Origin of the sequence: Burkholderia dolosa, assembly GCF_902499135.1 — a bacterium.
Classification (GTDB): Bacteria; Pseudomonadota; Gammaproteobacteria; order Burkholderiales; family Burkholderiaceae; genus Burkholderia; species Burkholderia dolosa.
Map to the genome: position 1 here is coordinate 21590 of NZ_CABVPR010000032.1, position 26885 is coordinate 48474.

26 protein-coding genes and 1 pseudogene are annotated in these 26885 nt (G+C 67.4%); 16 read left to right on the top strand and 11 right to left on the bottom strand.

Going from position 1 to position 26885, the window contains the following annotated elements; translation table 11 throughout:
• The first annotated feature begins 7 nt into the window (after positions 1-7).
• From BUB20358_RS15905 to BUB20358_RS15920, 4 genes and pseudogenes are all read left to right on the top strand, one after another.
• Positions 8-469: a VOC family protein gene (locus tag BUB20358_RS15905; RefSeq protein ID WP_035974084.1), complete on the top strand. Its 462-nt coding sequence runs from the start codon at positions 8-10 to the stop codon at positions 467-469.
• 106 nt (positions 470-575) lie between these two features.
• Positions 576-1817, top strand: coding sequence for a cytosine deaminase (codA, locus tag BUB20358_RS15910; RefSeq protein ID WP_006765875.1), 1242 nt, complete (start codon positions 576-578; stop codon positions 1815-1817).
• A gap of 173 nt (positions 1818-1990) precedes the next feature.
• A complete protein-coding gene (locus BUB20358_RS15915; RefSeq protein WP_006765876.1) occupies positions 1991-3325 on the top strand; it encodes a chloride channel protein in 1335 nt (444 codons plus the stop codon).
• Positions 3326-3730: 405 nt separating this feature from the next.
• Positions 3731-4333, top strand: a pseudogene (locus BUB20358_RS15920) (TIGR00366 family protein); the annotation flags it as partial.
• A gap of 64 nt (positions 4334-4397) precedes the next feature.
• On the opposite strand, the gene BUB20358_RS15925 reads toward BUB20358_RS15920, so the two are convergent.
• The 4 genes from BUB20358_RS15925 to BUB20358_RS15940 all read right to left on the bottom strand — a co-directional run bounded on the left by BUB20358_RS15925 (position 4398) and on the right by BUB20358_RS15940 (position 8466).
• Positions 4398-5726 (bottom strand): MFS transporter, encoded by a 1329-nt coding sequence (locus BUB20358_RS15925; RefSeq protein ID WP_035974085.1) that lies wholly within the window; start codon positions 5724-5726, stop codon positions 4398-4400.
• A gap of 194 nt (positions 5727-5920) precedes the next feature.
• Complete coding sequence (gene kce / locus BUB20358_RS15930; RefSeq protein ID WP_006765878.1) at positions 5921-6853, bottom strand: 3,5-dioxohexanoate:acetyl-CoA acetone transferase; 933 nt, start codon at positions 6851-6853, stop codon at positions 5921-5923.
• 35 nt (positions 6854-6888) lie between these two features.
• Positions 6889-7695 (bottom strand): SDR family oxidoreductase, encoded by an 807-nt coding sequence (locus BUB20358_RS15935; protein ID WP_006765879.1) that lies wholly within the window; start codon positions 7693-7695, stop codon positions 6889-6891.
• A gap of 60 nt (positions 7696-7755) precedes the next feature.
• Positions 7756-8466, bottom strand: a complete 711-nt coding sequence (locus tag BUB20358_RS15940) for a GntR family transcriptional regulator (protein WP_035974087.1) — start codon at positions 8464-8466, stop codon at positions 7756-7758.
• A 192-nt stretch (positions 8467-8658) separates the two neighbouring features.
• On the opposite strand from BUB20358_RS15940, the gene BUB20358_RS15945 reads away from it, so the two are divergent.
• Both BUB20358_RS15945 and BUB20358_RS15950 read left to right on the top strand, forming a co-directional pair.
• Positions 8659-9252: a type VI secretion system amidase effector protein Tae4 gene (locus BUB20358_RS15945; RefSeq protein ID WP_223296977.1), complete on the top strand. Its 594-nt coding sequence runs from the start codon at positions 8659-8661 to the stop codon at positions 9250-9252.
• Positions 9249-9701 carry a type VI secretion system amidase immunity protein Tai4 gene (locus tag BUB20358_RS15950; RefSeq protein ID WP_006765881.1) on the top strand — a complete coding sequence of 151 codons (453 nt, stop codon included), beginning with the start codon at positions 9249-9251 and terminating at the stop codon, positions 9699-9701. The genes BUB20358_RS15945 and BUB20358_RS15950 overlap by 4 nt, the downstream gene beginning before the upstream one ends.
• Positions 9702-9755: 54 nt before the next feature.
• Here BUB20358_RS15950 and BUB20358_RS15955 read toward each other — a convergent pair whose 3' ends face one another.
• Entirely contained in the window at positions 9756-10547 is a 792-nt protein-coding gene (locus tag BUB20358_RS15955; RefSeq protein WP_006765882.1) for an IclR family transcriptional regulator, read from the bottom strand.
• A gap of 159 nt (positions 10548-10706) precedes the next feature.
• Between BUB20358_RS15955 and BUB20358_RS15960 the strand changes: the two genes are divergently transcribed.
• The 4 genes from BUB20358_RS15960 (at position 10707) to BUB20358_RS15975 (ending at position 14281) form a co-directional block, all read left to right on the top strand.
• Positions 10707-11483 (top strand): ABC transporter substrate-binding protein, encoded by a 777-nt coding sequence (locus BUB20358_RS15960; protein WP_006765883.1) that lies wholly within the window; start codon positions 10707-10709, stop codon positions 11481-11483.
• A gap of 85 nt (positions 11484-11568) precedes the next feature.
• Positions 11569-12225: an amino acid ABC transporter permease gene (locus BUB20358_RS15965; protein WP_006765884.1), complete on the top strand. Its 657-nt coding sequence runs from the start codon at positions 11569-11571 to the stop codon at positions 12223-12225.
• A complete protein-coding gene (locus BUB20358_RS15970; protein WP_006765885.1) occupies positions 12222-12977 on the top strand; it encodes an amino acid ABC transporter ATP-binding protein in 756 nt (251 codons plus the stop codon). Before BUB20358_RS15965 ends, BUB20358_RS15970 begins: the two co-directional genes overlap by 4 nt.
• Positions 12974-14281 (top strand): NAD(P)/FAD-dependent oxidoreductase, encoded by a 1308-nt coding sequence (locus BUB20358_RS15975; RefSeq protein ID WP_006765886.1) that lies wholly within the window; start codon positions 12974-12976, stop codon positions 14279-14281. Before BUB20358_RS15970 ends, BUB20358_RS15975 begins: the two co-directional genes overlap by 4 nt.
• A gap of 29 nt (positions 14282-14310) precedes the next feature.
• Here the strand turns inward: BUB20358_RS15975 and BUB20358_RS15980 are convergent, their stop codons facing one another.
• Positions 14311-15735 (bottom strand): cytochrome-c peroxidase, encoded by a 1425-nt coding sequence (locus BUB20358_RS15980; protein WP_035975260.1) that lies wholly within the window; start codon positions 15733-15735, stop codon positions 14311-14313.
• A 94-nt stretch (positions 15736-15829) separates the two neighbouring features.
• Positions 15830-17503 carry a phospholipase C gene (locus tag BUB20358_RS15985; protein WP_006765888.1) on the bottom strand — a complete coding sequence of 558 codons (1674 nt, stop codon included), beginning with the start codon at positions 17501-17503 and terminating at the stop codon, positions 15830-15832.
• Positions 17504-17904: 401 nt separating this feature from the next.
• On the opposite strand from BUB20358_RS15985, the gene BUB20358_RS15990 reads away from it, so the two are divergent.
• The gene (locus BUB20358_RS15990) at positions 17905-18762 is read left to right on the top strand and encodes an EamA family transporter (protein WP_035975262.1); all 858 of its coding nucleotides are present in this window, start codon (positions 17905-17907) and stop codon (positions 18760-18762) included.
• Positions 18763-18921: 159 nt separating this feature from the next.
• On the opposite strand, the gene BUB20358_RS15995 is transcribed toward BUB20358_RS15990, so the two are convergent.
• Positions 18922-19395, bottom strand: coding sequence for an Lrp/AsnC family transcriptional regulator (locus BUB20358_RS15995; RefSeq protein WP_006397107.1), 474 nt, complete (start codon positions 19393-19395; stop codon positions 18922-18924).
• A gap of 288 nt (positions 19396-19683) precedes the next feature.
• Between BUB20358_RS15995 and BUB20358_RS16000 the strand changes: the two genes are divergently transcribed.
• The 4 genes from BUB20358_RS16000 to BUB20358_RS16015 all read left to right on the top strand — a co-directional run bounded on the left by BUB20358_RS16000 (position 19684) and on the right by BUB20358_RS16015 (position 23375).
• Positions 19684-21069, top strand: a complete 1386-nt coding sequence (locus tag BUB20358_RS16000; RefSeq protein WP_006765890.1) for an amino acid permease — start codon at positions 19684-19686, stop codon at positions 21067-21069.
• A 49-nt stretch (positions 21070-21118) separates the two neighbouring features.
• Positions 21119-22321 (top strand): amino acid aminotransferase, encoded by a 1203-nt coding sequence (locus tag BUB20358_RS16005; protein ID WP_006765891.1) that lies wholly within the window; start codon positions 21119-21121, stop codon positions 22319-22321.
• A 176-nt stretch (positions 22322-22497) separates the two neighbouring features.
• Positions 22498-22908, top strand: coding sequence for a DUF488 domain-containing protein (locus BUB20358_RS16010; RefSeq protein ID WP_006765892.1), 411 nt, complete (start codon positions 22498-22500; stop codon positions 22906-22908).
• Between the two features lie 227 nt (positions 22909-23135).
• Positions 23136-23375 (top strand): hypothetical protein, encoded by a 240-nt coding sequence (locus tag BUB20358_RS16015; protein WP_006765893.1) that lies wholly within the window; start codon positions 23136-23138, stop codon positions 23373-23375.
• 28 nt (positions 23376-23403) lie between these two features.
• On the opposite strand, the gene BUB20358_RS16020 is transcribed toward BUB20358_RS16015, so the two are convergent.
• The 3 genes from BUB20358_RS16020 to lhpI form a co-directional block, all read right to left on the bottom strand.
• A complete protein-coding gene (locus tag BUB20358_RS16020; protein ID WP_006765894.1) occupies positions 23404-24183 on the bottom strand; it encodes a helix-turn-helix domain-containing protein in 780 nt (259 codons plus the stop codon).
• Between the two features lie 17 nt (positions 24184-24200).
• Positions 24201-24605: a response regulator gene (locus BUB20358_RS16025; protein ID WP_006765895.1), complete on the bottom strand. Its 405-nt coding sequence runs from the start codon at positions 24603-24605 to the stop codon at positions 24201-24203.
• Positions 24606-24835: 230 nt separating this feature from the next.
• The gene (gene lhpI / locus BUB20358_RS16030; protein WP_035974088.1) at positions 24836-25771 is read right to left on the bottom strand and encodes a bifunctional Delta(1)-pyrroline-2-carboxylate/Delta(1)-piperideine-2-carboxylate reductase; all 936 of its coding nucleotides are present in this window, start codon (positions 25769-25771) and stop codon (positions 24836-24838) included.
• Between the two features lie 259 nt (positions 25772-26030).
• Here lhpI and BUB20358_RS16035 point away from each other — a divergent pair, with 259 nt between their 5' ends.
• Positions 26031-26768 carry a FadR/GntR family transcriptional regulator gene (locus tag BUB20358_RS16035; RefSeq protein WP_006765897.1) on the top strand — a complete coding sequence of 246 codons (738 nt, stop codon included), beginning with the start codon at positions 26031-26033 and terminating at the stop codon, positions 26766-26768.
• Positions 26769-26885: the final 117 nt, after the last annotated feature.

The following is a 26885-nucleotide window of genomic DNA, read 5'->3' on the forward strand; positions in this document are numbered from 1 at the left end:
GACAGAGATGCCCCAGTCAGATCGCCATCCTCCGATCAGTCCCGCGGTCTACTACCGCGATCCACGTGCCGCGCTCGACTGGCTCGAACGCGCATTCGGCTTCGTGCGCGGCATTGCCGCGTACACGCCCGACGGCGACGTCGCGCATGCCGAGCTCACCTATCGCGGCGGCGTCGTGCGGATCGGCGGCCGCTGGACCGATTTCATCGCGACCCCGGCGGACGTCGACGGCAGGAATACGCAGAGCGTGCACGTGCAGCTGGCCGACGGTCTCGACGCGCACTGCGAGCACGCGCGCGCAGCCGGCGCGGAAATCCTGCAGGAACCGGCCGACCAGTTCTACGGCGATCGCACGTATCGCGCGCGCGACCCGGAGGGACACCTGTGGACGTTCGCGCAGCACGTGCGCGACGTGACGCCGGAGCAAGCGGCCGCTGAAACCGGGCTGAGATTCGAACGCTGGTCCTGACGCCGGCACAAGCGCCGACTCCATTCAACGATCGCTTCGCCGCGATCTCCCGGCCGCCGACACGAAGCGGGCGGCCATTTTTCCGCGTCCTGCGAGGGGACTTCAGATGAATCTGTTCAACGCACGTTTGCGCGGCCGCGACGGTCTGTTCACGATCCATATCGATGCGGGCAAGATCGCGCGGATCGATGCCCAATCCGCATCGGTCGCGCGCGTCGGCGCCGACGACGTCGACGCACAGGGCCGGCTCGTGATTCCGCCATTCGTCGAGCCGCATATCCATCTCGATGCGGTGCTGACGGCCGGCGAGCCCGCATGGAACATGAGCGGCACGCTGTTCGAAGGGATCGAGCGCTGGGCCGAGCGCAAGGCGACGATCACGCACGACGACACCAAGACGCGCGCGCATGCGGCGATCGGAATGCTGCGCGATCACGGCATCCAGCACGTGCGCACGCACGTCGACGTCACCGACCCGTCGCTCGCCGCACTGAAAGCGATGCTCGAAGTCAGGGACGAAGCGCGCGGGCTGGTCGATCTGCAGATCGTCGCGTTTCCGCAGGAGGGCATCGAATCGTTCGACGGCGGCCGCGCGCTGATGGAGCAGGCGGTCGACATGGGCGCCGACGTCGTCGGCGGCATTCCGCATTTCGAGAACACGCGCGAGCAGGGCGTCAGCTCGATCCGCTTCCTGATGGATCTCGCCGAACGCACCGGCAGCCTCGTCGACGTGCATTGCGACGAAACCGACGATCCGCATTCGCGGTTTCTCGAAGTGCTGGCCGAGGAAGCGCGCGTGCGCGGGATGGGCGCGCGCGTGACCGCGAGTCACACCACCGCGATGGGCTCGTACGACAACGCGTACTGTTCGAAGCTGTTCCGGCTGCTCAAGCGCGCAGCGCTGAACTTCGTGTCGTGTCCGACCGAGAGCATTCATCTGCAGGGGCGTTTCGACACGTTTCCGAAGCGCCGCGGCGTCACGCGCGTCGCGGAGCTCGATCGCGCGGGGCTGAACGTGTGCTTCGGGCAGGATTCGATCCGCGATCCGTGGTATCCGCTCGGCAACGGTAGCATCCTGCGCGTCCTCGATGCCGGGCTGCATATCTGCCACATGATGGGCTACCAGGATCTGCAGCGTTGCCTCGACTTCGTGACCGATCACAGCGCGACGACGATGCATCTGGGCGACCGATACGGAATCGCGGTCGGGCGGCCCGCGAACCTCGTGGTGCTCGACGCCGACAGCGACTATGACGCGGTGCGCCGGCAGGCGAAGGCGACGCTGTCGATCCGGCACGGAAAAGTGATCATGCAGCGGGAGCCGGAGCGGATCACGTACCCGGCGTGACGTACTGCCGAAGCGGGCGGATAGCCGCGTGATCGTCGGAACGTATTCATCGAGCGCATGAGTCGATTCGAAAAATACGTTTGTTTCATGATGTTTGCGCGCCTACGATTCGGTGCTGACGGCGGCGTGCGCATCGCGCGCCGCTTTTCCGATCCTCGTTCGCCGACAACATCATGCGCCCCGATCTCCCGTCCGCTCCCGCGTCTTCTTCGCCATCCGCGAGCCCGCTCGGCCGGCTCGCGGCCGTCACGCTGCTGACCGGCGTCGGCGCGGGGTTCGGCGGGATGCTGCTCGCGTTGCTGCTGCATGCGATCCAGCACGTCGCGTACGGCTACAGCGTCGCGCGGGTCGTCGGCACCGAGAGCTTTCTGACCGGCGTAACCGCTGCCGAGCCGCTGCGCCGGCTCCTGGTGCTGACCGGATGCGGGATCGTCGCGGGCGGCGGCTGGTGGGCGCTGTACCGCTACGGCCGGCCGCTCGTGTCGATCCGTCGCGCGGTGCGCGCGGCCGATCCGCGGATGCCGGTGGCCAGCACGACGATCCATGCGCTGCTGCAGATCGTCACCGTTGCGCTCGGCTCGCCGCTCGGCCGCGAAGTGGCGCCGCGTGAAATCGGTTCGCTGCTCGCCGGGCAATTCGCGCATCGCGCCGGGCTGACGCCCGACGACTGCCGGCTGATGGTTGCATGCGGCGCCGGGGCGGGGCTCGCGGCCGTGTACAACGTACCGCTCGGCGGCGCGATCTTCGTGCTCGAAGTGCTGCTCGGCACGTTCGAACGGCGTGCGCTGATCGTCGCGTTCGCGACGTCGACGATCGCCGCGGCCGTCGCATGGATCGGCCTCGGCAACGAACATCAGTACACGGTGCCGCCGTTCGTGCTGAGCGCGCCGCTCGTCGCGTGGTCGATCGTGTGCGGGCCGCTGTTCGGCCTCGCCGCATACGGTTTCGTGCGGCTCACGACGCGCGCGCGAGCCGACGCACCGAAGGACTGGCGGCTGCCGGTGCTCGCGCTCGTCAACTTCGCGGTGATCGGCCTACTCGCGATGCGTTTTCCGCAACTGCTCGGCAACGGCAAGGGGCCGGCGTCGCTCGGCTTCGACGGCTCGCTGACGATCGGCGTCGCGGCGACGCTGCTCGCGCTGAAGGTGCTGATCGAAGCGGGCAGCCTGCGTGCCGGTGCGGAAGGCGGCCTTCTGACGCCGGGCCTCGCGAACGGCGCACTGCTCGGCGTCGTGCTCGGCGGGCTGTGGAGCGCCGTGTGGCCGGGCGCGTCGCTCGGCGCATGCGCGCTCGTCGGCGCGACCGCGTTTCTCGCGGCGTCGATGCAGATGCCGATCACCGCGGTGGTGCTGCTGCTCGAATTCACGCGCGCGGATCACGACAGTCTCGTGCCGATGCTGCTGGCCGTCGCGGGTTCGCTCGTGGCGTATCGGTTCGCGCAGCGGGTGGCGGAGCGGCGGCGGAGTGGGGTGGCGGCCGCGAGTACGCTGGCGACGACGGTGCGCTGATATGCAGGAGCGGCTTGGAGGTAGACGATCTACTGAAAATTGACATGCTGCATCTGTTCAAATGCAAGTGCTTGCCGTCGTGCACTCGTATGGAACGACGAGGCTGTGACAGCCGGAAGTGCAAGCCACACGGCATTTCACAGGAAGGATTTGCACGAGAGCCATCACTCGCATCCGGACCCATGCTTATCGCGGCGATCTATCGACGAGTCCGTTGTCTCGCCGTCGTCACTCACGCTAGCCTTTTCTGCTCCTTCGAATTCACGCTACCCGAGCCAAAATGGCGAATACGGACAGATACGGCATTCACGAGGGCTTGAGCCGCGAAGCATTGTTCTTTCCTGATCTTTATCGAAGAGACCGGCAAGGCATTGGGGCAGATGATGCGGTCGGCGTCGCGATGGTGAGAGCCGCGCGCTGTCGATCGTCGTCGCGGCGCTGTGCGCGGCGTTCCTCGTGCTGCGCTTCATCCAGAAGGGCTTCTTCGCGGTCGACATCGACACCGTAAACCTCGCGCTCCTCGCGGCCGGCATCGTGCGGCACCGGACGCCGATGGCCTATGCGCGCGCGGTGGCCGGCGCGGCGCGCGGCGCCCCCGGGATCATGATCCAGTTCCCGTTCTATGCGGGCATCCAGGCGCAGATGGATCACTCCGGGCTCGCGGGCGTGATCACGAAGTGGTTCGTCGATATCGCCAACGTGCACACGTTCCCGCTACTCGCGTTCCTGAGTTCGGACGTGATCAATTTCGCGGTGCCGTCCGGCGGCGGCCGCCGGGTCGTGCAGGGGCCGTTCGTGATGCCGGCCGTGCAGGCGCTCGGCGCCGATCTCGACAAGGCGGCCATGGCGATCGCGTACGGCGACGCGTGGACCAACATGGCGCAGCCGTTCTGGGCGTTGCCCGCGCTGGCGATCGCGGGGCTCGGCGTGCGCGACATCATGGGGTACTGCGTGACGACGCTGCTGTTCTCGGGCGTCGTGTTCGTCGCGGGGATGTATCTGTTCTGACGGAGCGAGGCGAGATGCGGGCGGGGCGAGGCCCGCATCCTGCCAGCGCGAAGCTCGCCGGCCTTCAGCCGCGCGAGCGCACGTCGGCGCGCTCGTGCCCGTGACGCAACGCGAGGCTTGCGAACGCCGCGACGACGAGCGCGGCTGCCAGCAGCGTCAGCCCGTTCTTCGCGTTGCCGGTCGCCTGCTCGATCGCGCCGACGACGGTCGGGCCCACGAAGCCGCCGAGCAACCCGCACGTATTCACGAGCCCGAGCCCGCCGGCGAGCGCGCTGCCCGCGAGCCGCGACGCCGGGAACGTGAACACGATCGACTGGACGACGAAGAACATCGACGCGGCCACGCACACGCAGAGCAGCCCCGAGAACGGCGACGCATGTGCGGCGCCCACCATCCCGGCCGCCATGACGACGAGCCCCGCGCACAGCATCCGGCGCGAATGACGCGACTCGCGGGCGAAGCGCGGCAGCGTCCCGGCGCCCAGCGCGGCGGCGAGCCACGGCAGCGAAGTCAGCAACCCGACCGCGAGCGGCGAGAGCCGCCCCGACGCGCCGATGATGCCCGGCAGGAAGAAGATTACGGTGTAGATGGTCAACTGGTGGCAGAAGTACACGAAGATCGCCAGCCAGATCTGCGGATCGCGCAGCGCGGCGCCGAACGCATGGCCGCCATGCGCGGCGACGCCCGCGTCCTGTTCAGCGGCCAGCTTGCGCTCGAGCGCGCGGCCGGTGTCCGGTGCGAGCCACGGCGCGGCGCTCGGGCGGTCCGGCAATCGCGTCCACACGACGAACGCGAGCAGGATCGCCGGCACGCCTTCGACGACGAACAACCATTGCCAGCCATGGAAGCCGAGCGTGCCGTCGAGCTCGATCAGCGCGCCGGCCAGCGGCCCGCCGACGATGTTGGCAATGCACACGCCGAGCAGGAAATAGCCGGTGGCGCGCGCACGCTCCTCGCGGCCGAACCAGTACGTCAAATACAGCATCACGCCGGGAAACAGGCCGGCTTCGGCCACGCCGAGCAGCAGGCGCATCAGGTAGAACGACGTCTCGCCGCGAACGAACGCCATCGCGACCGATAGCGCGCCCCACGTGATCATGATCCGCGTGATCCAGAAGCGCGCGCCGACGCGATGCATGATCAGGTTGCTCGGAATCTCGAAGAGCGCGTAGGTCAGGAAGAACAGCCCCGCGCCGAGGCCGTACGCGGCCGACGAAATGCCGAGATCGACGCCCATCGAATGCTTGGCGAACGCGATGTTGGTGCGGTCGAGAAAGCTGATCACATACGCGGCGATCAGCAGCGGCATGAGTTTACGGAACAGCAGCCGGTTCAGCGACGCGTTCGCGTCGCCGGCGGCGGAGGGCAATGCCTGAGCGTGATGAGTGGACATGCGGACGACTCCGGTAAAGGCGAACCGGCGCGCACGGCAAGCACGGTGCGCCGCGTTCGGCAAATGCCGCTGCGGTGCACGCAGCGGATGGGCAGACGACGGAGCCGCGCCGGCGGCGCTCGAACGGAGCGGGGCGATGAAAGGCGCCTTGTCACTGCGCTTGCGGATACGGGTGTCGGGCGGCGGCCCGGTGATCAGAAATTCACCGCGTCGCCGCCCTTGAGTGCGAGCATCGCGCGCGCGTCGGCTGGCGTCGCGATCTCGAGCGACAGGCCTTCGAGCACCTGGCGCATTTTCAGGACCTGCGCGGCGCTCGATTCCGCGAGCTTGCCGGGCGCGATCCACAGCGAATCCTCGAGCCCGACGCGCACGTTCGCGCCCTGTGCGGCGCCGATCGTCGCAAGCGGAATCTGGTTGCGCCCGGCGCCGAGGATCGACCACACGTAATCGCGGCCGAACAGGCGGTCGGCCGTGCGGCGCATGTGCATCAGGTCCTCCGGATGCGCGCCGATTCCGCCGAGCAGACCGAACACGCTTTGCACGAAGAACGGCGGCTTCGCGAGCCCGCGGTCGACGAAGTGCGCGAGGTTGTACAGATGCGAGATGTCGTAGCACTCGAATTCGAACCGGGTGCCGTTCGCGCCGCAGCGCGTGAGGATCGTCTCGATGTCCGCGAACGTGTTCTTGAACACGAGATCGCGGCTTTTTTCGAGATGCTCGCGCTCCCACGGATGCTTCAGCTCGCGGAAGCGCTCGAGCATCGGGTACAGCCCGAAGTTCATCGAACCCATGTTCAACGACGCGACCTCGGGCTGGAAATGCAGCGCGGGCTGCAGCCGTTCGTCGACCGTCATGTGCGGGCTGCCGCCCGACGTGAGATTGATCACCGCGTCGGTCTGCGCCTTGATGCGCGGCAGGAATTCGGCGAACACTGCAGGATCCTGCGTCGGCTTGCCGTCGGACGGGTTGCGTGCGTGCAGGTGCAGGATCGCCGCGCCGGCCTGCGCGGCCGCGACGGCGGCCGTTTCGATTTCGTGCGGCGTCACCGGCAGGTACGGCGACATCGACGGCGTATGGATCGCGCCGGTCGGCGCGCACGTGATGATGACTTTGCGAGCGTTTGCCACGGATGGATTCCTTTCGATGAACGATGCAGGAGGCGTCAGAGCACTTCGACGTTGCCGCAGACGGAGATCGCCTGTCCGGTGATCCCGTGCCCGCCCGGCGAGCACAGGAACAGCGCGGTCGCGGCGATCTCGGCCGGATCGGTCATGCGCCGCAGCGAAATCTTCTCGAGATAGCGCTGCTCCATGTCGTCATAGCCGATGCCGAGCTGCTGCGCGCGCGCCTCGATCACGTGGCGCATTCGCGGGCCGCGCACGATACCCGGCTGGATCGCGTTCACGCGGATGCCGAGCGGCCCGAGCTCGATCGCGAGGCTCTTCACGAGGCCGACCACCGCCCATTTGGTGGCCGCATACGGCGTGCGGAACGCGTAGCCGAGCCGGCCGGCGACCGACGACAGCGCGATGATCGCGCCGCCGTGCTTCGACGCGCGCAGCAGCGGCACCGCGCGGCGCGCGAACTGGAATTGCGCGTTCAGGTTGATCGCGACGGTTTGCTCCCACTGCATGGGGTCGATTTCGTCGATGCCGCCGGTCGGGCCCGCGATTCCCGCGTTGTTGACCAGCACGTCGAGGCCGCCGAGCGTGGTCGACACGTCGGCGAACACGCACTCGACGGCGACCGGGTCGGATACGTCGGCCAGCGTCGCGCTGATCGCGCCGGCCGCGGCGCGCGGCGGCCGGTCGGCAAGCGCCGCGATCGCGGCTTGCGACGCGTCGCACACATGCACGCGCGCGCCGCATTCGGCGAACGCGTCGGCGATTTCGAGGCCGATGCCCGACGCGCCGCCCGTCACGAGGACGCGCAGGCCGTCATAGGGTTTCAGCAGGTCGGAAGCTGTCATGCCGGGTTGTCTCCATCGTTGGTGTAGTGAGGGTGCGGCCGTTCGCGTGTCGGGCGGGCGCTACGGCTTCGCGTTCACGGTTCGCGGCGTCTGCTCGGCCCGCAGCGTCTCGGCGAGATCGTGCGCGGCGCCGCCGATGTCGAGCGCGATGCCGGCCCGCACGCCGGCGCCGTCGCGCCGTTCGAGCGCATCGACGATCGCGCGGTGCGCATCCATCGAACGCCGCATGTGCGGGATGTCTAGCGCGACCATGTTGAGGAACGGGCCGACGCGCATCCACAGGTTCTCGACGATCGCGAGCGTGCTTTCGCTGGCGCCGTGCGAATAGATCGCGCTGTGGAACGCAAAATTGCTCTGCAGGTAGGCGCGCGAGCGGCCGGCCTCGACGTGCGCCTGCATCGTCTCGCAGGTCTTGCGCACGGCCGCGATCTGCGCGTCGGTCATCCGCTCGCACGCGCGCTCGGCGATGCAGCCTTCGAGCGCGATCCGCACGTCGCGCAGTTCGTCGAGCATGTCGAGCGTCATCGGCGGGACGACGAGCGCGCGATTCGGACCGTCGACCAGTGCGCGCTCGGCGCGCAGCCGCGTGAGCGCGGCACGCACCGGCATCGTCGACGAGCCGACTGCCTCGGCGACGCTGCGCAGGCTCAGCGCCTGGCCAGGCGCGAAGCGCCCGCTCATCAGCGCTTCGCGCAGTTGCTGATAGACCTTGTCTCCCATCGTTTCCTGTTCGATGGCTTTCAGTGCGGGCGGGACGATACGAGGCGGCAAGGTGGGCTCCTGGGATTGATCTGCGATCTGTGATCACACTGTCGATGTGCGAAGTTTTGTCGATCGGCGCGGCCGAGTCAAGGTGAACGGGATCGGGGAAAACGAGGGGGGAAGCAGAGGAAGGATCGACATCAGGCAAGTCGGCATCATTACAAAAATCTTTCAAGCCGCGCATGACGGTGCCTTGATTCGATGGATTCGAAGGATCTCGGCGCATATGAGGCGTCGCGAGTCCTCGATGCGCTTGCCGTCGAGTCGTATTCATTTCAACAACAAGGAGCCAAAGTGAAACGACCATCCTTTGCCGTTGCATGGGCGGCATCTCAGCGAATCTACGACCCGGCAAATTCCGGTGAGCGCGTTGCGAAAGTGATAGGTGGATACGTCGAGAAGAACGTCAACAATCCGAATCCGACAGAGCGATGGAGCAATACTTGCGCGGTGAGGATGAGTTATATCCTGGGTGAAGCCGGTATGGTGATACCGAGAATCCCCGAGCAAACGGTATCGGGCAAAGACAATCGGCAATACTTTTTTCGTGCCCGGGACTTGATCCGTTTTCTCGAGCAACGCTGGGGGAAGGCTGAGGGCGTCAAATACCCGCCGTCGAACGGAGGGGCACTTGCGGGTCGGCAGGGCGTCATCCTGTTCGAGGTGTCGGGGTGGAGCGATGCACAGGGCCACGCCACGCTGTTCAACGGGCGGACCTGTTACGACCATTGTTACTTCAACGAACCAGGCGCGCGGTATCGTACCGATCGCGCAAATTTTTGGAGCCTGTCATGAGGGGAGTCTGGATCGCCGCCATGTTGATGTGCATCGCGCTTCAACCGGCGAGGGTCGTGGCGAAGGACTCCGCACAAACATCGCCCGAGGCCGGCTCACGGACTTACCTCCAGAACTTCAAGGACATGGTGCTCGCGGAGTGCCTGGCTACCGCTTACAAGCCGGAGTCCGGCGCGAGCAAGGACATCGGCAGCAGCATCAGCGCTTTGCGCGACTGGACCTACTACGACATGGAACGTGCGCCGGACGCCATTCACGCGCTGGTCGCGAAGTATCTGGCTCGCGACTATCGGAATCCGGTTGTCGAACCGGAGGTCACGGACGTGAAGTTCGACTTTCTGAAGTGCATCGATCTGTATCACGGCAAGGAACTGGACGCTGCAGCGAAGCAATTCGTATCGCGCCCGAACCGTACCTACCGGACCGGGCATCCGCCGAAGCCTCATTAGCGCTCGAGCGCCGTTGCGCCATGCAACGGCGCGCCGCATGCCATTTCATCGACGCTACTCGAGCGTCCGAATCGAATTACTGATCCCGCGCGCGCAGTCGATCACCGCCGGCGCGAGCTTGCGGCGCGCGTCGTCGAACGTCCAGCGGCTCGTCGGCGCGACGACGTGCACGGCTGCGACCGGCTGACCCTGGCTGCCGAGCACCGGCGCGGCGATCGACATGTCGCCGATGAACAGTTCCTCCTGATTGGTCGCGTAGCCGTCGCGTCGCGCATCGTCGAGCAGCGCGGCGATGTCGTCGAGCGCGGTGACGGTGCGCGGCGTGTGCGGCGTGCGCGTCATCCGCTCGAGCCGCGCACGCGCGTCGTCGGCCGGCAACGCGCTGAGGAATGCGCGGCCGCTGCCGGTGCAGTACATCGGAATGCGGCTGCCGATCGGCATGTGGATCGGCACGAACTTCGTCGATACGAAGCGCGCGACGTACACCATCTCGTCTTCGTCCGGTTCGGTCAGATTCGTGGTTTCGCCGGTCACGTTCGTCAGCTCGGACAGGAACGGATTCGCGACGTCGATCAGCGTATCGGCCGCCAGATAGTTGAAGCCGATCCGCATCACGTGCGGCGTCAGCTGATAGCGCCGCGTGACCGGATGCTTGCGGATGTAGCCGAGCTTCTCGAGCGTATAGACCATCCGCTGCGCGGAACTCTTCGTCATGCCGGCCGCATCGGCCACCTCGGCGAGCGTCATCGTGCGCCGCTTGGCGCTGAACGCGCGCAGCACGTTCAGCCCTTTCTCCAGCGACTGGTTGAACAGCAGGTCGTTCGACTGATCGGGGGACGTTTCCATGAGCGAGAGCTGGATCGATTCGATATAGGATCATATCGTATCGAATATCGATACTCAAAAATCTTTTTGCGATGTTTTTGATTCGCTTTAAGATGGGCTCACGTCGCAACGTCGATCGGCGACCGCCCGGCGCATTGAATTCCTCGACAAGGAGACAGCATGGTTCCGTTCATCAAGCGGTTCGGCGCGCTTGCCGCCGGTTTCGTCACCTGTATCGCGATGTCGATTGCGCCGACGGGCGCCGCAGCCGCGGAGCCGACGCTCAGGGTCGGCGCGACGGCGACCGGCGTGCCGTTCACGTTCCTCGACGTCAAGAGCAATTCGATCCAGGGGATGATGGTCGATGCGATCACCGCGGCCGGCAAGTCGGCCGGCTTCCGCGTCGACGTGCAGCAGACGGTGTTCTCGGCGCTGATCCCGTCGCTGACCACGCAGAAGATCGACGTGATCTCGGCCGCGATGCTGAAGACGCCGGCCCGCCAGCAGGTCGTCGATTTCTCCGACACGGTCTATACGTTCGGCGAGGGGTTGATCGTGAAGGCCGACGATCCGGGCCGCTACACGTCGATGGACGATTTCAACGGGCAGGTGGTCGGCGCGCAGGTCGGCACCGCGTTCGTCGACGCGCTCAACAAGAAGGGGATCTTCAAGGAAGTGCGCACGTACGATTCGATCGCCGACATCATGCGCGACGTCGCGCTCGGCCGCATCAAGGCCGGCTTTGCCGATCAGCCGATCGTCGCGTACCAGCTCGAACATGGCGTGAACCGTCAGGTGCGCCTCGTGCCCGAATACCAGAGCGTCGTGAAGGGGCAGGTGTGCTTCATCGTGCGCAAGGGCGACACCGCGACGCTCGAGCAGCTCAACGGTGCGATCCGCAAGATGAAGACAGACGGCACGCTGCAGCAGATCCTGCAGAAGTGGCACATGAGCTGAGCGCGCGCCGGCCGTTGCGGGCCGGTATCGCCCGCGCCGCGGGCATCGACTGCGGCAGCCGTCCGGCCGCCGCACAGGAGGCCTCATGTTTTTCCAGAATGCGATCGACTTCCTGCCGATCCTGCTGAAGGGCGCGGTGGTCACGATCGAGATCACCGCATGCGCGTTCGTGCTCAGTTCGGTGCTCGGGCTCGTCCTCGCATTGCTGAAAGTGTCGCGCAACCGCGCGGTGTCGGCGGCGGGCAGCACGATCGTCAACGTGATTCGCGGGCTGCCGATCATCGTCCAGCTGTTCTACATGTACTTCGTGCTGCCCGACCTCGGCGTGCAGCTGTCGGCATTTCAGGCCGGCGTGCTCGGGCTCGGCATCGCGTATTCCGCGTACCAGGCGGAAAACTTCCGCGCGGGCATCGAGGCGATCGACCGCGGGCAGATCGAGGCCGCGCACGCGATCGGCATGCGCGGGCCGATGATCATGCGGCGCGTGGTGCTGCCGCAGGCGTTTCGCATCGCGCTGCCGCCTTACGGCAACACGCTGGTGATGCTGCTGAAGGATTCGTCGGTCGCGTCGACGATCACCGTCGCCGAGATCACGCGGGCCGGCCAGCTGATCGCGTCGTCGACGTTCCAGAACATGAGCGTGTACACGCTCGTCGCGCTGCTGTATCTCGCGCTCGGGCTGCCGCTGATGTTCGGCGTGAACCGGCTCGGCAAGCGGCTCGCGTTGAGGAGAAGCGCATGATCCGGATCGATTCGATACACAAGCGCTTTCATCAGCACGCGGTGCTGAAGGGCGTGAGCCTCGACGTGCAGCAGGGCGAAGTCGTGTGCCTGATCGGGCCGTCGGGCTCCGGCAAGTCGACCGTGCTGCGCTGTATCAACGGCTTCGAAACCTACGACGAAGGCTCGATCACGATCGACGGCGTGAAGGTCGATGCGCACTCGAAGCGAATTCACGAATTGCGGATGCGGGTCGGCATGGTATTTCAGCGCTTCAATCTGTTCTCGCATCGGACCGCGCTCGAGAACGTGATGGAGGGGCCCGTGCACGTGCGGCGCATTCCCGTCGCGCACGCGCGCGAACAGGCCCGCGCGCTGCTCGACAAGGTCGGGCTCGCGCACCGGATGAACGCGTACCCGGCGGAGCTGTCGGGCGGCCAGCAGCAGCGCGTCGCGATCGCGCGCGCGCTCGCGATGGAGCCGCAGGCGATCCTGTTCGACGAGCCGACGTCGGCGCTCGACCCCGAGCTCGTCGGCGAGGTGCTCGGCGTGATGCGCGCGCTTGCGCGCGACGGGATGACGATGGTGGTCGTCACGCACGAGATGGCGTTCGCGCGCGAAGTGGCCGACCGCGTGTGCTTCCTGCACGACGGCACGATCTGCGAAAGCGGGGCCGCGCGCGACGTGCTGACGCAGCCGACGCATCCGCGCACGCAGGAATTCCTGCGCCGTCTGCTGGCGTCGGACGGCGCGGTCAACCCGGATCGCTCATGACTGAAAGAAACGCAGGACCTGCATCGGCCGACGCGCCGTGGCCGGACTCGCTGTGGGCGGCGACCGCCGCGCCCGCGAGCGCGACGCCCGCGCTCGATGCGTCGGCGTCGTGCGACGTCGCGATCGTCGGCGCTGGTTTCACCGGACTGTCGACCGCGCTGCATCTGGCCGAGCGCGGCGCGAACGTGCGCGTGATCGACGGCGCGCAGCCGGGCTGGGGCGCGTCCGGCCGCAACGGCGGACAGGTGATTCCCGGGCTCAAATACGATCCGGACGAACTCGTGCGTCGCTTCGGCGATGCCGGCGAACAACTGGCGCACATTGCGGGCGGCGCGGCCGACACGGTGTTCGACCTGATCGCGCGCCATGCGATCGACTGCGATGCACGCCGCAACGGCTGGATTCAGCCGGCACCGACGGCCGCGATGCTCGAGACGGTCGCGCGGCGTGCGCGGCAGTGGGCGGCGCGCGGCGCGCCGGTCGACGTGCTCGACCGCGACGAAGTCGCGCGGCGGCTCGGCACGCGCGCGTATGCGGGCGGCTGGATCGACCGCCGCGCCGGCAGCGTGCAGCCGCTCAGCTATACGCGCGGCCTCGTGCGCGCCGCGCAGGCGAACGGCGCGGTGGTGCACGGCGCGACGCGCGCAACCGCGCTGACTCGCGCGGACGGCCGCTGGCGGATCGACACGGCGACCGGCGCGACGCTGTCGGCCGAGCGCGTCGTGATCGCGACGAACGGCTATACGGACGGACTGTGGCCGGGCCTGCGTCGGTCGGTGATCGCCGCGAACAGCTTCATCGTCGCAACGGAACCGCTTGCGCCGGACGTCGGCCGCGACATTCTCGCGGGCGGCGAGGTCGCATCGGACGCGAGGCGTCTGCTGCTGTATTTCCGTCGCGACGCGGCGGGCCGGCTGCTGATGGGCGGACGCGGGCCGTTCGCCGAGCCGCGCGCCGCGAGCGACTGGCGCCATCTCGAACGCGCGACGACGCTGTTGTATCCGCAACTGAAGGGCGTACGGTTCGACTACCACTGGGCCGGACGCGTCGCGATCACCGCGGATTTCCTGCCGCACGTGCACGAACCGGCGCCGGGCGTGACGATCGCGCTCGGGTACAACGGCCGCGGGATCGCAATGGCGACGACGCTCGGCAAGCATCTGGCCGCGCATCTGTGCGGCGATGCGCGGTTGCCGCTGCCGTTGCGCACGACGCCGATCCGGCCGATTCCGTTTCACGGGCTGCAGCGCTTCTATATCGCGGCCGGCGTCGCATGGTATCGGCTGCTCGACAGCCTGTCGTGACCGGCGGGCAGCCGCCGGCCGCGCGCCGCTCAATGCGCGGGCTCGTCCGTCAGCGTCCCGAGAAACGCCTCGATATCCTCGATGTCCTGCGCCGTCATCGCCGGCGTGTCACCCGGCTTGCGGTCGAACGGCGCGTCCTTCACGTCGACGTTCGCGCGGTACTTCGGCGGGATGTCGTCGTATTCGTCGACCTTGCCGTCCGGCCCGCGCGGATAGAACTTCTGCGGCGCGATGCTGCGCTCGTTGTAGAACGCCATCACCTGATCGAGCGTATGGAACACGCCGTTGTGGAAAAACACATGGCGCGTGGCCGCGTTGCGCAGCGTCGGCGTCAGGAACATCCCGCAATACTGCGTCTGGTCCTTCAGATCGTCGCGGAACGGCCCGCACACGCCGAGATCGTAGAACGCCGGATTGCGGTTCTGCGCGAGCAGCCGGTTGCGCGGCACGCCGAGCGCCTCGTACTGGTAATCGGTGAACATCGGCGGCAGCCCGTCCGCGCCGGGCTTCGACAGGTGGCAGCCCGCGCAATTGGCCTTGTTCGGATCGTTGAACAGCCGCAGCCCGCGCAGTTCGGCCTGCGTGAGGCGCGCGCGGCCTTCGAGCCAGCGGTCGTACTTGCTGTTGTACGGGTGGAACGACGGATCCTCGACCTGATAGCGCGCGATCGCGAACATCGCCTCCGACACCGCGAGCTGCGGCGTGGAGAACACGCGCGGCCCGAACAGCTGCTCGAACCGCGCGCGATGCGGCGACTGCGCGAGCTTGCGTGCGACGTCGTCGACGCTCGCGTTCGCCATCTCGACCGGATTCAGCAGCGGGCCGAATGCCTGCTGCTGCAGCGTATCGGCGCGGCCGTCCCAGAACAGTCCGCCTTGCGGAACGAGCTGCGGCGCGGCCGACGTGCCGGCCACCTTCTGCGCCTTGACGACGCCGGCCGCGGATGCGGCCTGCTGCGCGATGGTCGGCGCATCGTCGTTTTCGCCGGCATCGGGCCCGATGCTGAAGTTCGGCTGCCGGTACAGATACATCAGCGACGGCGGCGGCCGATAACCGTGCTGCGCCAGCGTGAGGCCGCCCGGCTGGACGTCGAGCCCGTTCGGCGGGCCGTACGCATGGTCGGGGCTGTGGCACGACGCGCACGACTGCTTGCCGGACGCGGACAGCGCCGGATCGAAGAACAGCGCGCGCCCGAGTTGCGCGACCGCCGAAAGCGGCTGCGCGGCCGGGCGCTGCAGGACGACCGGATGCGGATTCGCGCCGGTCCAGTCGGCGACGACGTCGCCGATCGCCGCCGGCGTGCGCGCGGGGAAGGCGATCGCGAACGCGCCGTAGCCGAGCACGGCCGCGCCGAGCGCGAGCGCCGCGCGGCGCAGCACGCGGAAGCGGGAATGGAGACGCGGCGACGCGGCGCCGGACGCATCGGGAGACGGAAACGCGGGTCGAGCTGTCATGCTGTCGGTCGTGATTCGGATGCCGCGCAACGCGGCGCACTGAAAAGGAAACGGCCGGCGCACGACGCGCCGGCCGGCCGTGGCGCGATGCCGGTCAGATCGACGGCGCCGCGCTCAGCACGGTGCCTTGGGTCGGATCGAGATACAGCGGCGCCGTATTCGGCTTCGACGTGAAGTCGAACAGACCGCGCAGGTCGCCCGCCGATGCGTCGAACGAACCGCCGCCGATGCGCTGACCGCCGAGCCAGTTGTCCTCGATGAAGCGCACGACGGACGCCTGGTCGATCATCGTGTGATCGACGTAGTTCTGCTTCGCGTACGGCGAGATCACGACGAACGGAATCCGCACGCCGGGGCCGCAGCGGCCGTTCACGATGCCGCCGTTCACGCCGGTGGTGCCGCCCGTGCCGCACTTGCCGCTGCCGTTGACCTGATCGACGGCGTCGGACGAAGCGTGGGTCGGCGCCGTATATGCGTGGTCGTACCAGCCGTCCGAGTCGTCGTACGTGACGATCACGGCCGTGTTCTGCCAGTCGGGTTGTTGCTGCAGGAAGTTGACGACCTTCGTGACGAACGCCTGCTCGTCGAGCGGATCCGAGTAGCCGGCGTGACCGTCCTGCGCGGCCGGCGCCTTCAGGAAGCTGACCGACGGGAAGTTGCCGGCCTTCACCGCCGCGAAGAAGTCGTCGGTGTCGTACTGATGATTCGCGGGCTCGGGCGTCTTGCCGTCCGTCTGCACGCTCGAGCCGATCGCCGCGATCGAGCTCGGCCGTGTGTGCTGCGGGTTCGCGGTCGACGCGTAGTACTGGAACCAGTTGTGGTGCGGGATGTAGTCCGCCGTCGCGGCGTTCACCGCGGTCGCGACCGTGCTGCGGTTGCAGCCCGTCGTGCCGTTGCTGTTCGTCGTCGACAGGTTGAAGCCGCCCATGAAGCCGCCCCACGTGATGTTGGCGGCGTTCAGCAGATCGCCGATGTTCTTGCCCGTCATCATCGCCTGGTCGGTCGTGCTCGAGCACACGTCGTAGCCGGGATCGACGTCGTTGATCATCGTGAAGCCGCCCTGGCCGTCGTTGATGTAGTACGAGCTCTTCGCGAGCGTCGACGGCTGCGCCGACGTCTTGACGATCTGCATCCCGTTGGTCTGGCCCGACACGACGTTCAGCGCGCCCGGCGTCGACGGGCCGTAAACCGTCGTGTACGCGTTGTCGCTCATCGCGAAGCGCTGCGCGTAGTTCCACAGCGCGGTCACGGTGTTGCCGTCGAAGTAGCCCATCACCTGGCCCTTCGTGCCGAATGCGCCGGCGCCGCCGGACGAGCCCTTGCCGGTGTATTTCGGGAACAGGTCGGCGAGGCCGTTGTCTTCCGCCTGCTGCTCGGCCGTGTACGCGTGGTTCTGGTCGGCGGTCGCGGCCTGCGTGCGGTCGAGGCGGAACGGGTTCGCGGCGTCGGTGCCGTTGGCCGTGTTCGTGAAGTTCGGGTTCGCGGTCAGCAGCGTGCCGGTCAGCCCGTTGACCGTCGGCGTGCCGGCCTTCGCGGTGAACGCGGGCTCGCCGGCCGGGTTCGTCGCGTTCGGATAGGTGCCGAAGTAGTGGTCGAACGATACGTTCTCGCCGTAGATCACGACGAGGTGCTTGATCGGCGTGGCGGTCTGCAACGCGTCCTGCGACGACACGGCGGGCGTCGACGTCGGATCGTCGCTGCCGCCGCACGCGAACAGCGCAAGCGCTGCGCCGGCGCAGGCAGTGACGAGCAAGGCTTGACGGAACATCGGGAAACTCCAGACAGGTTTTCGATGGTGGGAATCGGCTCCGTCGTCGTACGGATTCGGCGCGGAGCTTCGTGAGAGAGCACCGGCATTGAACCAGCCCGGTATGAAGATATGGGGGCGGAGCGGTTTCGCGACGGTTGCGTCGCGGTATCGATTCCATTACGACGCGCACCGCGGAGAAAGAAAAAGGAAAGGCGAGACGGGGCGGGCGGTGCGCGACACGTCGGGCGGAGGCGCCGCGCGTTCATGCGCGACGCCGCGCCGCGCGGGCTGCGACGCATGACGAAAGGGCGCGCGAGCGGCAGGTTGCGCCGCGCTTTTTTGACAATTGCGTGACGGATTCATACGATGATCGCCCGCGGCGACGATTCCGCGTTGCCGACCGTCAGCGAGTGCTCAGCGTGCCGATTCCCGTTCTGTTTGCCGTTCTCTGTGCGGCGTTCCTGCACGCGTCGTGGAACGCGCTCGTGCGCAGCAGCGGCGACCGGCTGCGTTCGGCGACGGTGCTGCAGATCGCGATCGGCGCATTCGCGCTGCTGTTCCTGCCGGCCGCCGCGCCGATCGCACCGGCGAGCTGGGCTTACGTCGTCGCATCGGCCGTGCTGCACGTCGTCTATACGCTGCTGCTCGTACGCGCATACGAGCATGGCGACCTGAGCGTCGCGTATCCGGTGGCACGCGGCACCGCGCCGCTGCTCGTCACGCTCGGCGCGGCGGCGTTCGCCGGCGAGCACCTGAACGCGGTCGCGCAAGGCGGGCTCGTGCTGATCTGCGCGGGGATCATGGCGATCGGGCTCGAACGAGGGCACGGGATGCGGCACCGGTTGACACAGGTGCTGCCGACCGCATTCGCCACCGGCGTGTCGATCGCGGCCTATAGCGTGGTGGACGGAATCGGCGTGCGCGAAAGCGGCAGCACGGTCGGCTATACCGGATGGATGTTCGTGCTGACCGGCGTGCTGATGGCCGCGTACTACCGGCTGCGGGCCGGGCCGCTGCGGCTCGCGCAGGATCGCGGCGAAACCGCGAAGGCCGCATGCGGCGGCGTGTTCGCGGCGCTCGCGTACGGCATCGTGATCTGGGCGATGGACCGCGCGCCGATGGGGCCCGTATCGGCGCTGCGCGAAACGAGCGTGGTGTTCGCGGCGCTGATCGCACGCGTGTATCTCGGCGAGCGGCTCACGCCGCGACGTGCGCTCGCTTGTGTGGTGATCGCGGGCGGCGCGCTGTTGATCAGTGCGTTCGAGGCGATGCGGTAAGCGCGTACGGCGACGACGAACGGCAGTGCACGAAACGAATCTGCGCGATGCCGTTCGATAACGCACAAGCCGTATGTCGGCGTCGGCAATGCAACGGCAGCGCCGCTAGCGATGGTGCCCGACGCGCGCCGAACGACCGCCGCGCTGCACCGCGGGCAATCACTCCTCCACCGGCATCGCGCTCGTGCACTTGATCTCGTCGAGACATACGCTCGAATGCACGCCGCTCACGCCGGGAATGCGCATCAGCGTTTCGAGCAGGAACCGCGACAGTCCCTTCAGGTCGTGCGCGACGACCTTCAGCACGTAGTCGATGTCGCCCGTCACCGAAAAGCATTCCTGGATCTGCGCGAGATCGGACACCAGCTTCTGGAATTTCGACAGGTCGCGGATGTGTCCGCGCTCCATCGTCACGTGCACGAACGCGGTGACGCCGAAGCCGAGCGTGTCGGGGCAAAGCCGGGTTTCGTAACGGCGGATCGCGCCGATTTCCTCGAGCCGCCGATGCCGCCGCAGCGTCTGCGCAGGCGACAGGCCGACGGCCTTCGCGAGTTCGAGATTCGACGCACGGCCGTTCTCCTGCAGGATCGCGAGCAGGTGGCGATCGATGCGGTCGAGAACCGGTTCAGGCATTTTTATTTCCTCGTCTGTCTCCTGGATGCAATCTTATCTCATAATGTAGGGTTTGCATGAACGGGTTACGAAACCCGATTTCGCGGTCGCGAAGCTAAACTGACGCCGGACTTTCGTGTGCGGCCGCGGCAACGCGGGTACGACGACCGGAACCGGAGCGGCCGCCGCGCGAAAGTTGCAGTCCCCAACCCGGCGGCTCCACGAACGGCTGCCGGCACAGCAAAACAGCGCTCGGCACACCGACGCGCACCGCGCCGTGTCAGCGGAGGCGGACAGAGTGGAGAAGACATGGTTTCTGGAAACGACAAGGACGGCCTGAAGCGCGGGCTGAAGAACCGGCACATCCAGCTGATCGCGCTCGGCGGGGCGCTGGGCACCGGGCTGTTCCTCGGCATCGCGCAGACGATCAAGATGGCCGGTCCGTCCGTGCTGCTCGGCTATGCAGTCGCCGGCGTCGTCGCGTTCTTCATCATGCGCCAGCTCGGCGAGATGGTCGTCGACGAGCCGGTCGCCGGCTCGTTCAGCTACTTCGCGGACAAATACTTCGGCCACTTCACCGGCTTCCTGTCCGGCTGGAACTACTGGGTGCTGTACATCCTCGTCAGCATGGCCGAGCTGTCGGCGGTCGGCATCTACGTGCAGTACTGGTGGCCGGGCGTGCCGACGTGGGTGTCGGCGCTCGTGTTCTTCGTCGCGATCAATCTGATCAACCTGACGAGCGTCAAGTCGTACGGCGAAACGGAATTCTGGTTCTCGATCATCAAGGTCGCCGCGATCGTCGGGATGATCGGCTTCGGCGGCTGGCTGCTCGTGAGCGGGCACGCGGGGCCGGAGGCGAGCGTCGCGAACCTGTGGCAGCACGGCGGCTTCTTCCCGAACGGCGTGTCGGGCCTCGTGATGTCGATGGCGGCGATCATGTTCTCATTCGGCGGGCTTGAGCTCGTCGGCATCACGGCGGCCGAGGCCGACGATCCGAAGCGCAGCATTCCGCGCGCGACCAACCAGGTGATCTACCGCATCCTGATCTTCTACATCGGCGCGCTCGCGGTGCTGCTGTCGCTGTATCCGTGGGAGAAGGTCGTCACCGGCGGCAGCCCGTTCGTGCTGATCTTCCACGCATTGAGCAGCAACGTCGTCGCGAACGTGCTGAACGTCGTCGTGCTGACCGCCGCGCTGTCGGTGTACAACAGCGGCGTGTACTGCAACAGCCGGATGCTGTTCGGCCTCGCGCAGCAGGGCAACGCGCCGAAGGTGCTGTGCTCGGTGAACCAGCGCGGCATTCCGCTCGCCGCGCTCGGCGCGTCGGCGCTCGCGACCGGCGTGTGCGTGCTGGTCAACTACTTCATGCCGGGCAAGGCGTTCGAGGTGCTGATGGGCCTCGTCGTGTCGGCGCTGATCATCAACTGGGCGATGATCAGCCTGATCCACCTGAAGTTCCGTCACGCGAAGCGCGCGGCCGGGCAGCAGACTTCGTTCCGCAGTCTGGGCTATCCTTTCACGAATTACCTGTGCCTGGCGTTCATGGCCGGCATTCTCGTCGTGATGTACCTGACGCCGGATCTCCGTCTGTCGGTGTACCTGATCCCGGTGTGGCTCGCAGTGCTCGCAATCGGGTATCGCTTTCGTCAGAAGAATGCCGGCTACGCGCAGCGGGCCGGCGCGTCCGCGCGCTGATCCGGGGCGGCAGCATCCGATCATTCAACACAACGAGACCGACAAAGCCATGTTCGAACACATCGACGCGTACCCGGGCGACCCGATCCTGACGCTCAACGAGAACTTCCAGAAAGATCCGCGCGATCGGAAGGTCAACCTGAGCATCGGCATCTATTTCGACGCCGAAGGGCGGATTCCGGTAATGGGCGCCGTGCGCGAAGCGGAAGCGGCGCTGCAGCGCGAGATCGGCCCGAAGCCGTACCTGCCGATGGTCGGCCTCGCCGCGTATCGCGACGCGGTGCAGGCGCTCGTGTTCGGCGCCGATCATCCGGCGCGCGCGGCCGACCGCATCGCGACGGTCCAGACGCTCGGCGGCTCGGGCGCACTGAAAGTCGGCGCCGATTTCCTGAAGCGCTACTTTCCCGACGCGCAGGTATGGTTGAGCGACCCGAGCTGGGAGAACCACCGCTTCATCTTCGAGCGCGCGGGCTTCACGGTGAACACGTATCCGTACTACGACGACGCGACCGGCGGCCTGAAATTCGACGCGATGCTCGCGGCGATCGATGCGCTGCCGGCACGCAGCATCGTGCTGCTGCATGCGTGCTGCCATAACCCGACCGGCGTCGATCTCGACGAAGGCCAGTGGGAGAAGCTGATCGACGTGATCGAGGCGCGCGGGCTGCTGCCGTTCGTCGACATGGCGTACCAGGGCTTCGGCGCGGGGCTCGACGCGGACGCGTTCGCGGTGCGCGAACTGGCCCGCCGCGGCGTGCCGACGCTCGTCGCGAACTCGTTCTCGAAGAACTTCTCGCTGTACGGCGAGCGCGTCGGCGGGCTGAGCGTCGTCTGCGAAGATGCGGCCGCGGCCGACCGCGTGCTCGGCCAGCTGGCCGGCGCGGTGCGCTCGAACTACAGCAATCCGCAGACGTATGGCGCGAAGGTCGTGGCGACCGTGCTCGACACGCCGGCGCTGCGCAAGCAGTGGGAAGAAGAGCTTGCGGCGATGTGCCGGCGCATCGCGCGGATGCGCCAGTCGATTCACGACGGCCTGCGCGATCACGTGAGCGGCGAAGCGCTCACGCGCTACGTGAAGCAGCGCGGGATGTTCACGTACACGGGTCTGACGGAAACGCAGGTCGACGCGCTGCGCGAAGTGCACGGCGTGTACATCCTGCGTTCGGGCCGGATGTGCGTCGCGGGCCTGAACGATTCGAACGTCGCGATCGTCGCCGACGCGATCGGCAAGGTGCTGAAGAGCGGCGTATGACCGGCGCGCCTGCGGGCGCACGGCGGCATCGCGAACCGGCTGTCTTCCATGCGGAAGGCAGCCGGTTTTTTCTTGCGCGGATACCGCGGCGTCTGCGGTGCCGTGCGACTGACGCGCCCGCCGCGCGGCGTTACGATGGCGGATCGACGCATGGGGACGCAAGACCAGGGAGCGACATGGGAATCCGGATCGTACAGCTCGGCACGCCGCGCGCGGCCGGCGAGGGCCTGCGTATCGGCACGGTGCGGCGGCCGCCGCGCGGCGTACCGAAAAGTGAATTCGCGTCGCGCAACTACTATGATGTGTGGTTGCCGACGCTGTCGCCGAGCGCCGAGCTCGTCGCACAGGCGCAAGCTGCCGACACCGATGCGCAATGGCGTGCGTTCGTGCGGCACTTCCGCGCGGAAATGGCGCACGGCGATCCGGCGAAGGTGCTGGATTTGCTCGCGGCGCTGTCGGCGACGACTTCGTTCTCGATCGGCTGCTACTGCGACGACGAGCGTCGCTGCCATCGCAGCGTGCTGCGCGAATTGCTCGCGGAGCGCGGCGCGACGATCGACCCGGATGCGGACGTGGACGCCGGCTAAGCGCGCATCCGGCCTGGCGACGGAGCGCCGCGTCGCGCGGTGCGGGAACCGGTCGACGGCATCGAGCGTGCGTCGGTGCCGCGCGACCATGTCCGGTGCGTCTGCGCATGTACCGGCGGGCCGGCGACCGAAGACAAGGCACGACGAATGCTCGTCGACATCGGCGGTCGGTCGATGCCGCTGCACGGCGGCCTGCCGGCCGGACGAACGACACGCAGGAGGGGCACATGACACTGCAGGGCAACATTCACGAGCGCGACTGGTCGGTCGAGGTCGAGACGCGGCCGTGCAAATCGGGCGAGTTCCGCTGTCGCGTGTCGGTCGAACACGGCGCGGGCACCGCGCGCTTTCATCACACGTTCGAGCACAGCCACGCATACGCGACCGAGCACGAGGCAATGATCGAAGGGCTGCGGGCCGGGATGACGTGGATCGAGATGAAGGCGTCGCAGACGTTCAGCGTATGAAGCGCGCGCGCCTGCGCGATGCGCGGCGTCACACGCGCGCGAGCGCCTGCGCGTCGATGATCCGGACGCGCTTGCCGCGCGTTTCGACGAGCGCGTCGCGATGGAATCGCGAGAACATCCGGCTCACGGTTTCGAGCTTCATCCCGAGATAGCAGCCGATTTCCTCGCGCGTCATCCGCAGGTTGAATTCCGACGCGGAATAGCCGCGCGCGTCGAAGCGCGACGACAGATTCAACAGGAAATGCGCGACGCGCTGTTCGGCCGACATCGTGCCGAGCAGCAGCATCTGGCTCGATTCGCGGACGATCTCGCTGCTCAGCAGCCGATACAGGAAGTGCTGCATCGGCTTTATCTCGCGGCACGCCGCTTCGAGCTCGTCGAACGGGACGATGCAGACCACGCTGTCCTCCAGCGCGACCGCATCGCAGCAGTGCCGGCCGCTGCCGATCCCGTCCATGCCGAGCGTCTCGCCGGCGATCTGAAAACCGGTCACCTGTTCGCGGCCGTCGCGATGCATCATCACCGTCTTGAACGAGCCCGCGCGCACCGTGTAGAGGCTCTGGAACGGATCGTCGGTGCGAAACAGCGCGTCGCCCTGGCGAACCTGCCGCGTCGAGCAGATGATCGCGTCGAGCCGGCCGTACTCGGCCGCCGTCAGATGCGGCGGCAGGCACACCGAGCGCATCGCGCAGATCGAGCAGCGCGCGGCGGGATGCTTCGGCGCGTCGGCGCGGGCGACCGGATGAAGCGGAGTCGTCCGCCGCGCGGCGGCAGGCGCGTCGGCGACGCGAACGGTGGCTGTGGACATGAGTCGCTCCGGCTCGGTCAGGGGGAGTGCGCGCGGGCGCGCACCAGCGATTCGATCGTGCGGCATGCGGCGTCGAATTCGGCAGTCTTGTCGAAGAAGTAGTCCGCCCCGGCCGTCGCGCATGCCTGCCTGAATGCCGGCGCCGAATGGTTCGTCAGCACGATCGTGACGACGCGCGGCTTCGCGGTCGTCAGCTTCCCGATCAGATCGAGGCCGCTGCCGTCCGGCAGCCGCACGTCGACGATCGCGACGTCCGCCCGCGCGTCGCGGATATGCATCCACGCGTCTTCGCCGTCTTCCGCTTCACCGACTACCGCGACGCCGTCGATCGCGCCGACCAGCAGCGCGATCCGCCGGCGGACGGCGATCGCATGATCGACGAGGAACACCCGCAGCGCGGCAGGTGACGGACTGGCATTCATGCGGCCAGTATCGGGTTGCGTTGCCGAAAAGAAAATCGGCCGAATAGGAACTTGATGTAGGCCGGTTCGTCGTGCTGTAGGCCGTTTCCTACAACGAATGCGGAAATGCGCCGGCCGTGCATGGGCCGCATGAACGCGAGCGACTTGCGCGCTCGACGCGTGCGGCTTGCCCTCGACGAGCATGCCGTGCGCGCGGTCGGCTCACCGGCCGCGCTCGAAGCGTCGACGAATCAACCGGCGTGGCGGGCGTCCAGCGCGTCGCGCGCGGTGCGGCATGCGGCCAGATCCCACGCCGCGCAGCCGACGGTCTTGAACAGCACCGGTCCGCGGCGCTCGAACGCGCCGCGCAGCACGTCGGCGAGCGACGCGACGTGCTGCCAGTCGACCTGCGCGACGATCAGGTCGCCGGCTTCGTGGCGCGCGCCGGCAGAATCGTCGACGACGAGCCGGCTCGCGCGCACGGTGTCCGCGTCGATTTCGGCGGCGTCGGCCGTGAATGCGCCGACGCCGATCACCAGTCGTCCTTCGCGCGCCGCGTCGCGATAAACCGGCGTGCGGCTGGTCGTCAGCGTGACGACGACGTCGATCGCATCCGGAATCGCGTCGCCGTCGAGCGGCGCGAGCCGCGGCGCGTGTGCGCGGTGCGCGGCGCAGAACGCGGCCGCGCTGGCGGCGCTCGTGCCGCGCACGTGAAGGCGCGCGTCGGGGAAGATCGCCGCGAGCGCTTCCGCGTGGTTCGCCGCCTGCTTGCCGGTGCCGATCAGCAGAATGTCGCGCGGCGCCGCGCCATGCAGCGCGTCGATGCCGAGCGCGGTGACGGCGGCAGTGCGGCGGCCGGTCACCGTCGGCCCGTCGAGCACGAATTGCATCGCGCCGGTCGTCGCGTCACACGCGATCACCTGGCCGAGAATCGTCGGCAGCCCGCGCGCGGCATTGCCCGGACAGACGTTCACAAGCTTGTGGACCGCGAGATCGCGCGCGCTCGACGGCATCGACAGCATGACGCCGCCCGCCTGCAGCGGTACGACCAGACGCTCGGGGCTGACGATGTCGCCGGCCGCGTATTCGGGGACGGCTTGCCTGAGCGTCGCGAGCAGCGCCGGATAGTCGAGCAGGGCGGCCGTGTCGGCCGCGTCGAAAACGGGAGTCGGGGAAAGGGCGGTCATCGTGTGCGCCGGTCGCAGGGGTGAGGGAGGACGAGCACGGCACGCACCCGTCACGCAACTGCCGGATACCGCAAGGCCGGACAGTCTGGAGCGAATCTATACCAGTTCGTCCCATTACGGAACCCGGAAAAGCGCTCGAGCACGCGATTTTGGTTCTAATATCTGTCCAGATGAACGGGGCGCACATCGACGGTCGAGCGTCCCGGTGCAGTGCGAACCCGTTCCACGTCGACGCCCGCGACCGGGCAGGAGCCATACGATGATGTCCGCCCGTCCCGAACCGCCCGAAGCCGATTTCAGGCCGCTGCAGATCTACGAGCAGGTTGCCGACAGGATCCGCGACGAGATTCGCGCCGGACGCTACGCGGCCGGCTCGCGGCTGCCGTCGGAGCGCGAGCTTGCCGCGCTGTTCCGGGTCGGCCGGCCCGCGGTGCGCGAGGCGATCGGCGCGTTGCAGAACGAAGGGCTCGTGATCACGAAGCGCAACTCGGGCACGTACGTCGTCGCGTCGCCGCTCGACGTGCTCGCGCGGCGCGGCGACGCGCGCGATGGACCCGACGCGGACTTCAGCCCGACGTCGGCGCTCGACGTGCGGCTGATTCTCGAGCCCGCGATCGCGCGGCTCGCGGCCGCGCACGCGCGCGCCGATCCGGTCGCCGAACGCTATCTCGCGCAGATGGAAACCATCACCGACATCGACGATCCGCAGCAGCGCGCGCTGTGGAACGACAGCGACCGGCTCTTCCACCGGCAGCTCGCGCGGATGACCGGCGACGCGCTGATCGTGAAGATCGCCGATGAAGTCGCGAACACGATGGACCAGCCGCTGTGGAAGCGGCTGAAGGACGACGGAATCTACGACGCGCGGCGGATCCGGCTGTATGTGTCCGAGCACCGGCTGATCTACGAGGCGATCGTGTGCGGCGATGCCGATGCGGCCGCGTTCTATGTCGAACAGCATATTCGGCGCGTGCGTCGCGATATTGCGCCGAAGTAGCCGCGGTGTCGCCGACGGCTCGTCTCGAACGCCGTCGGACCAAGCGACCGTTTTTGAACTGCCGGTATGGCGGCCACCGCGTGCACTACGTCGGCTTCGATGAAAACCGGCCGACGC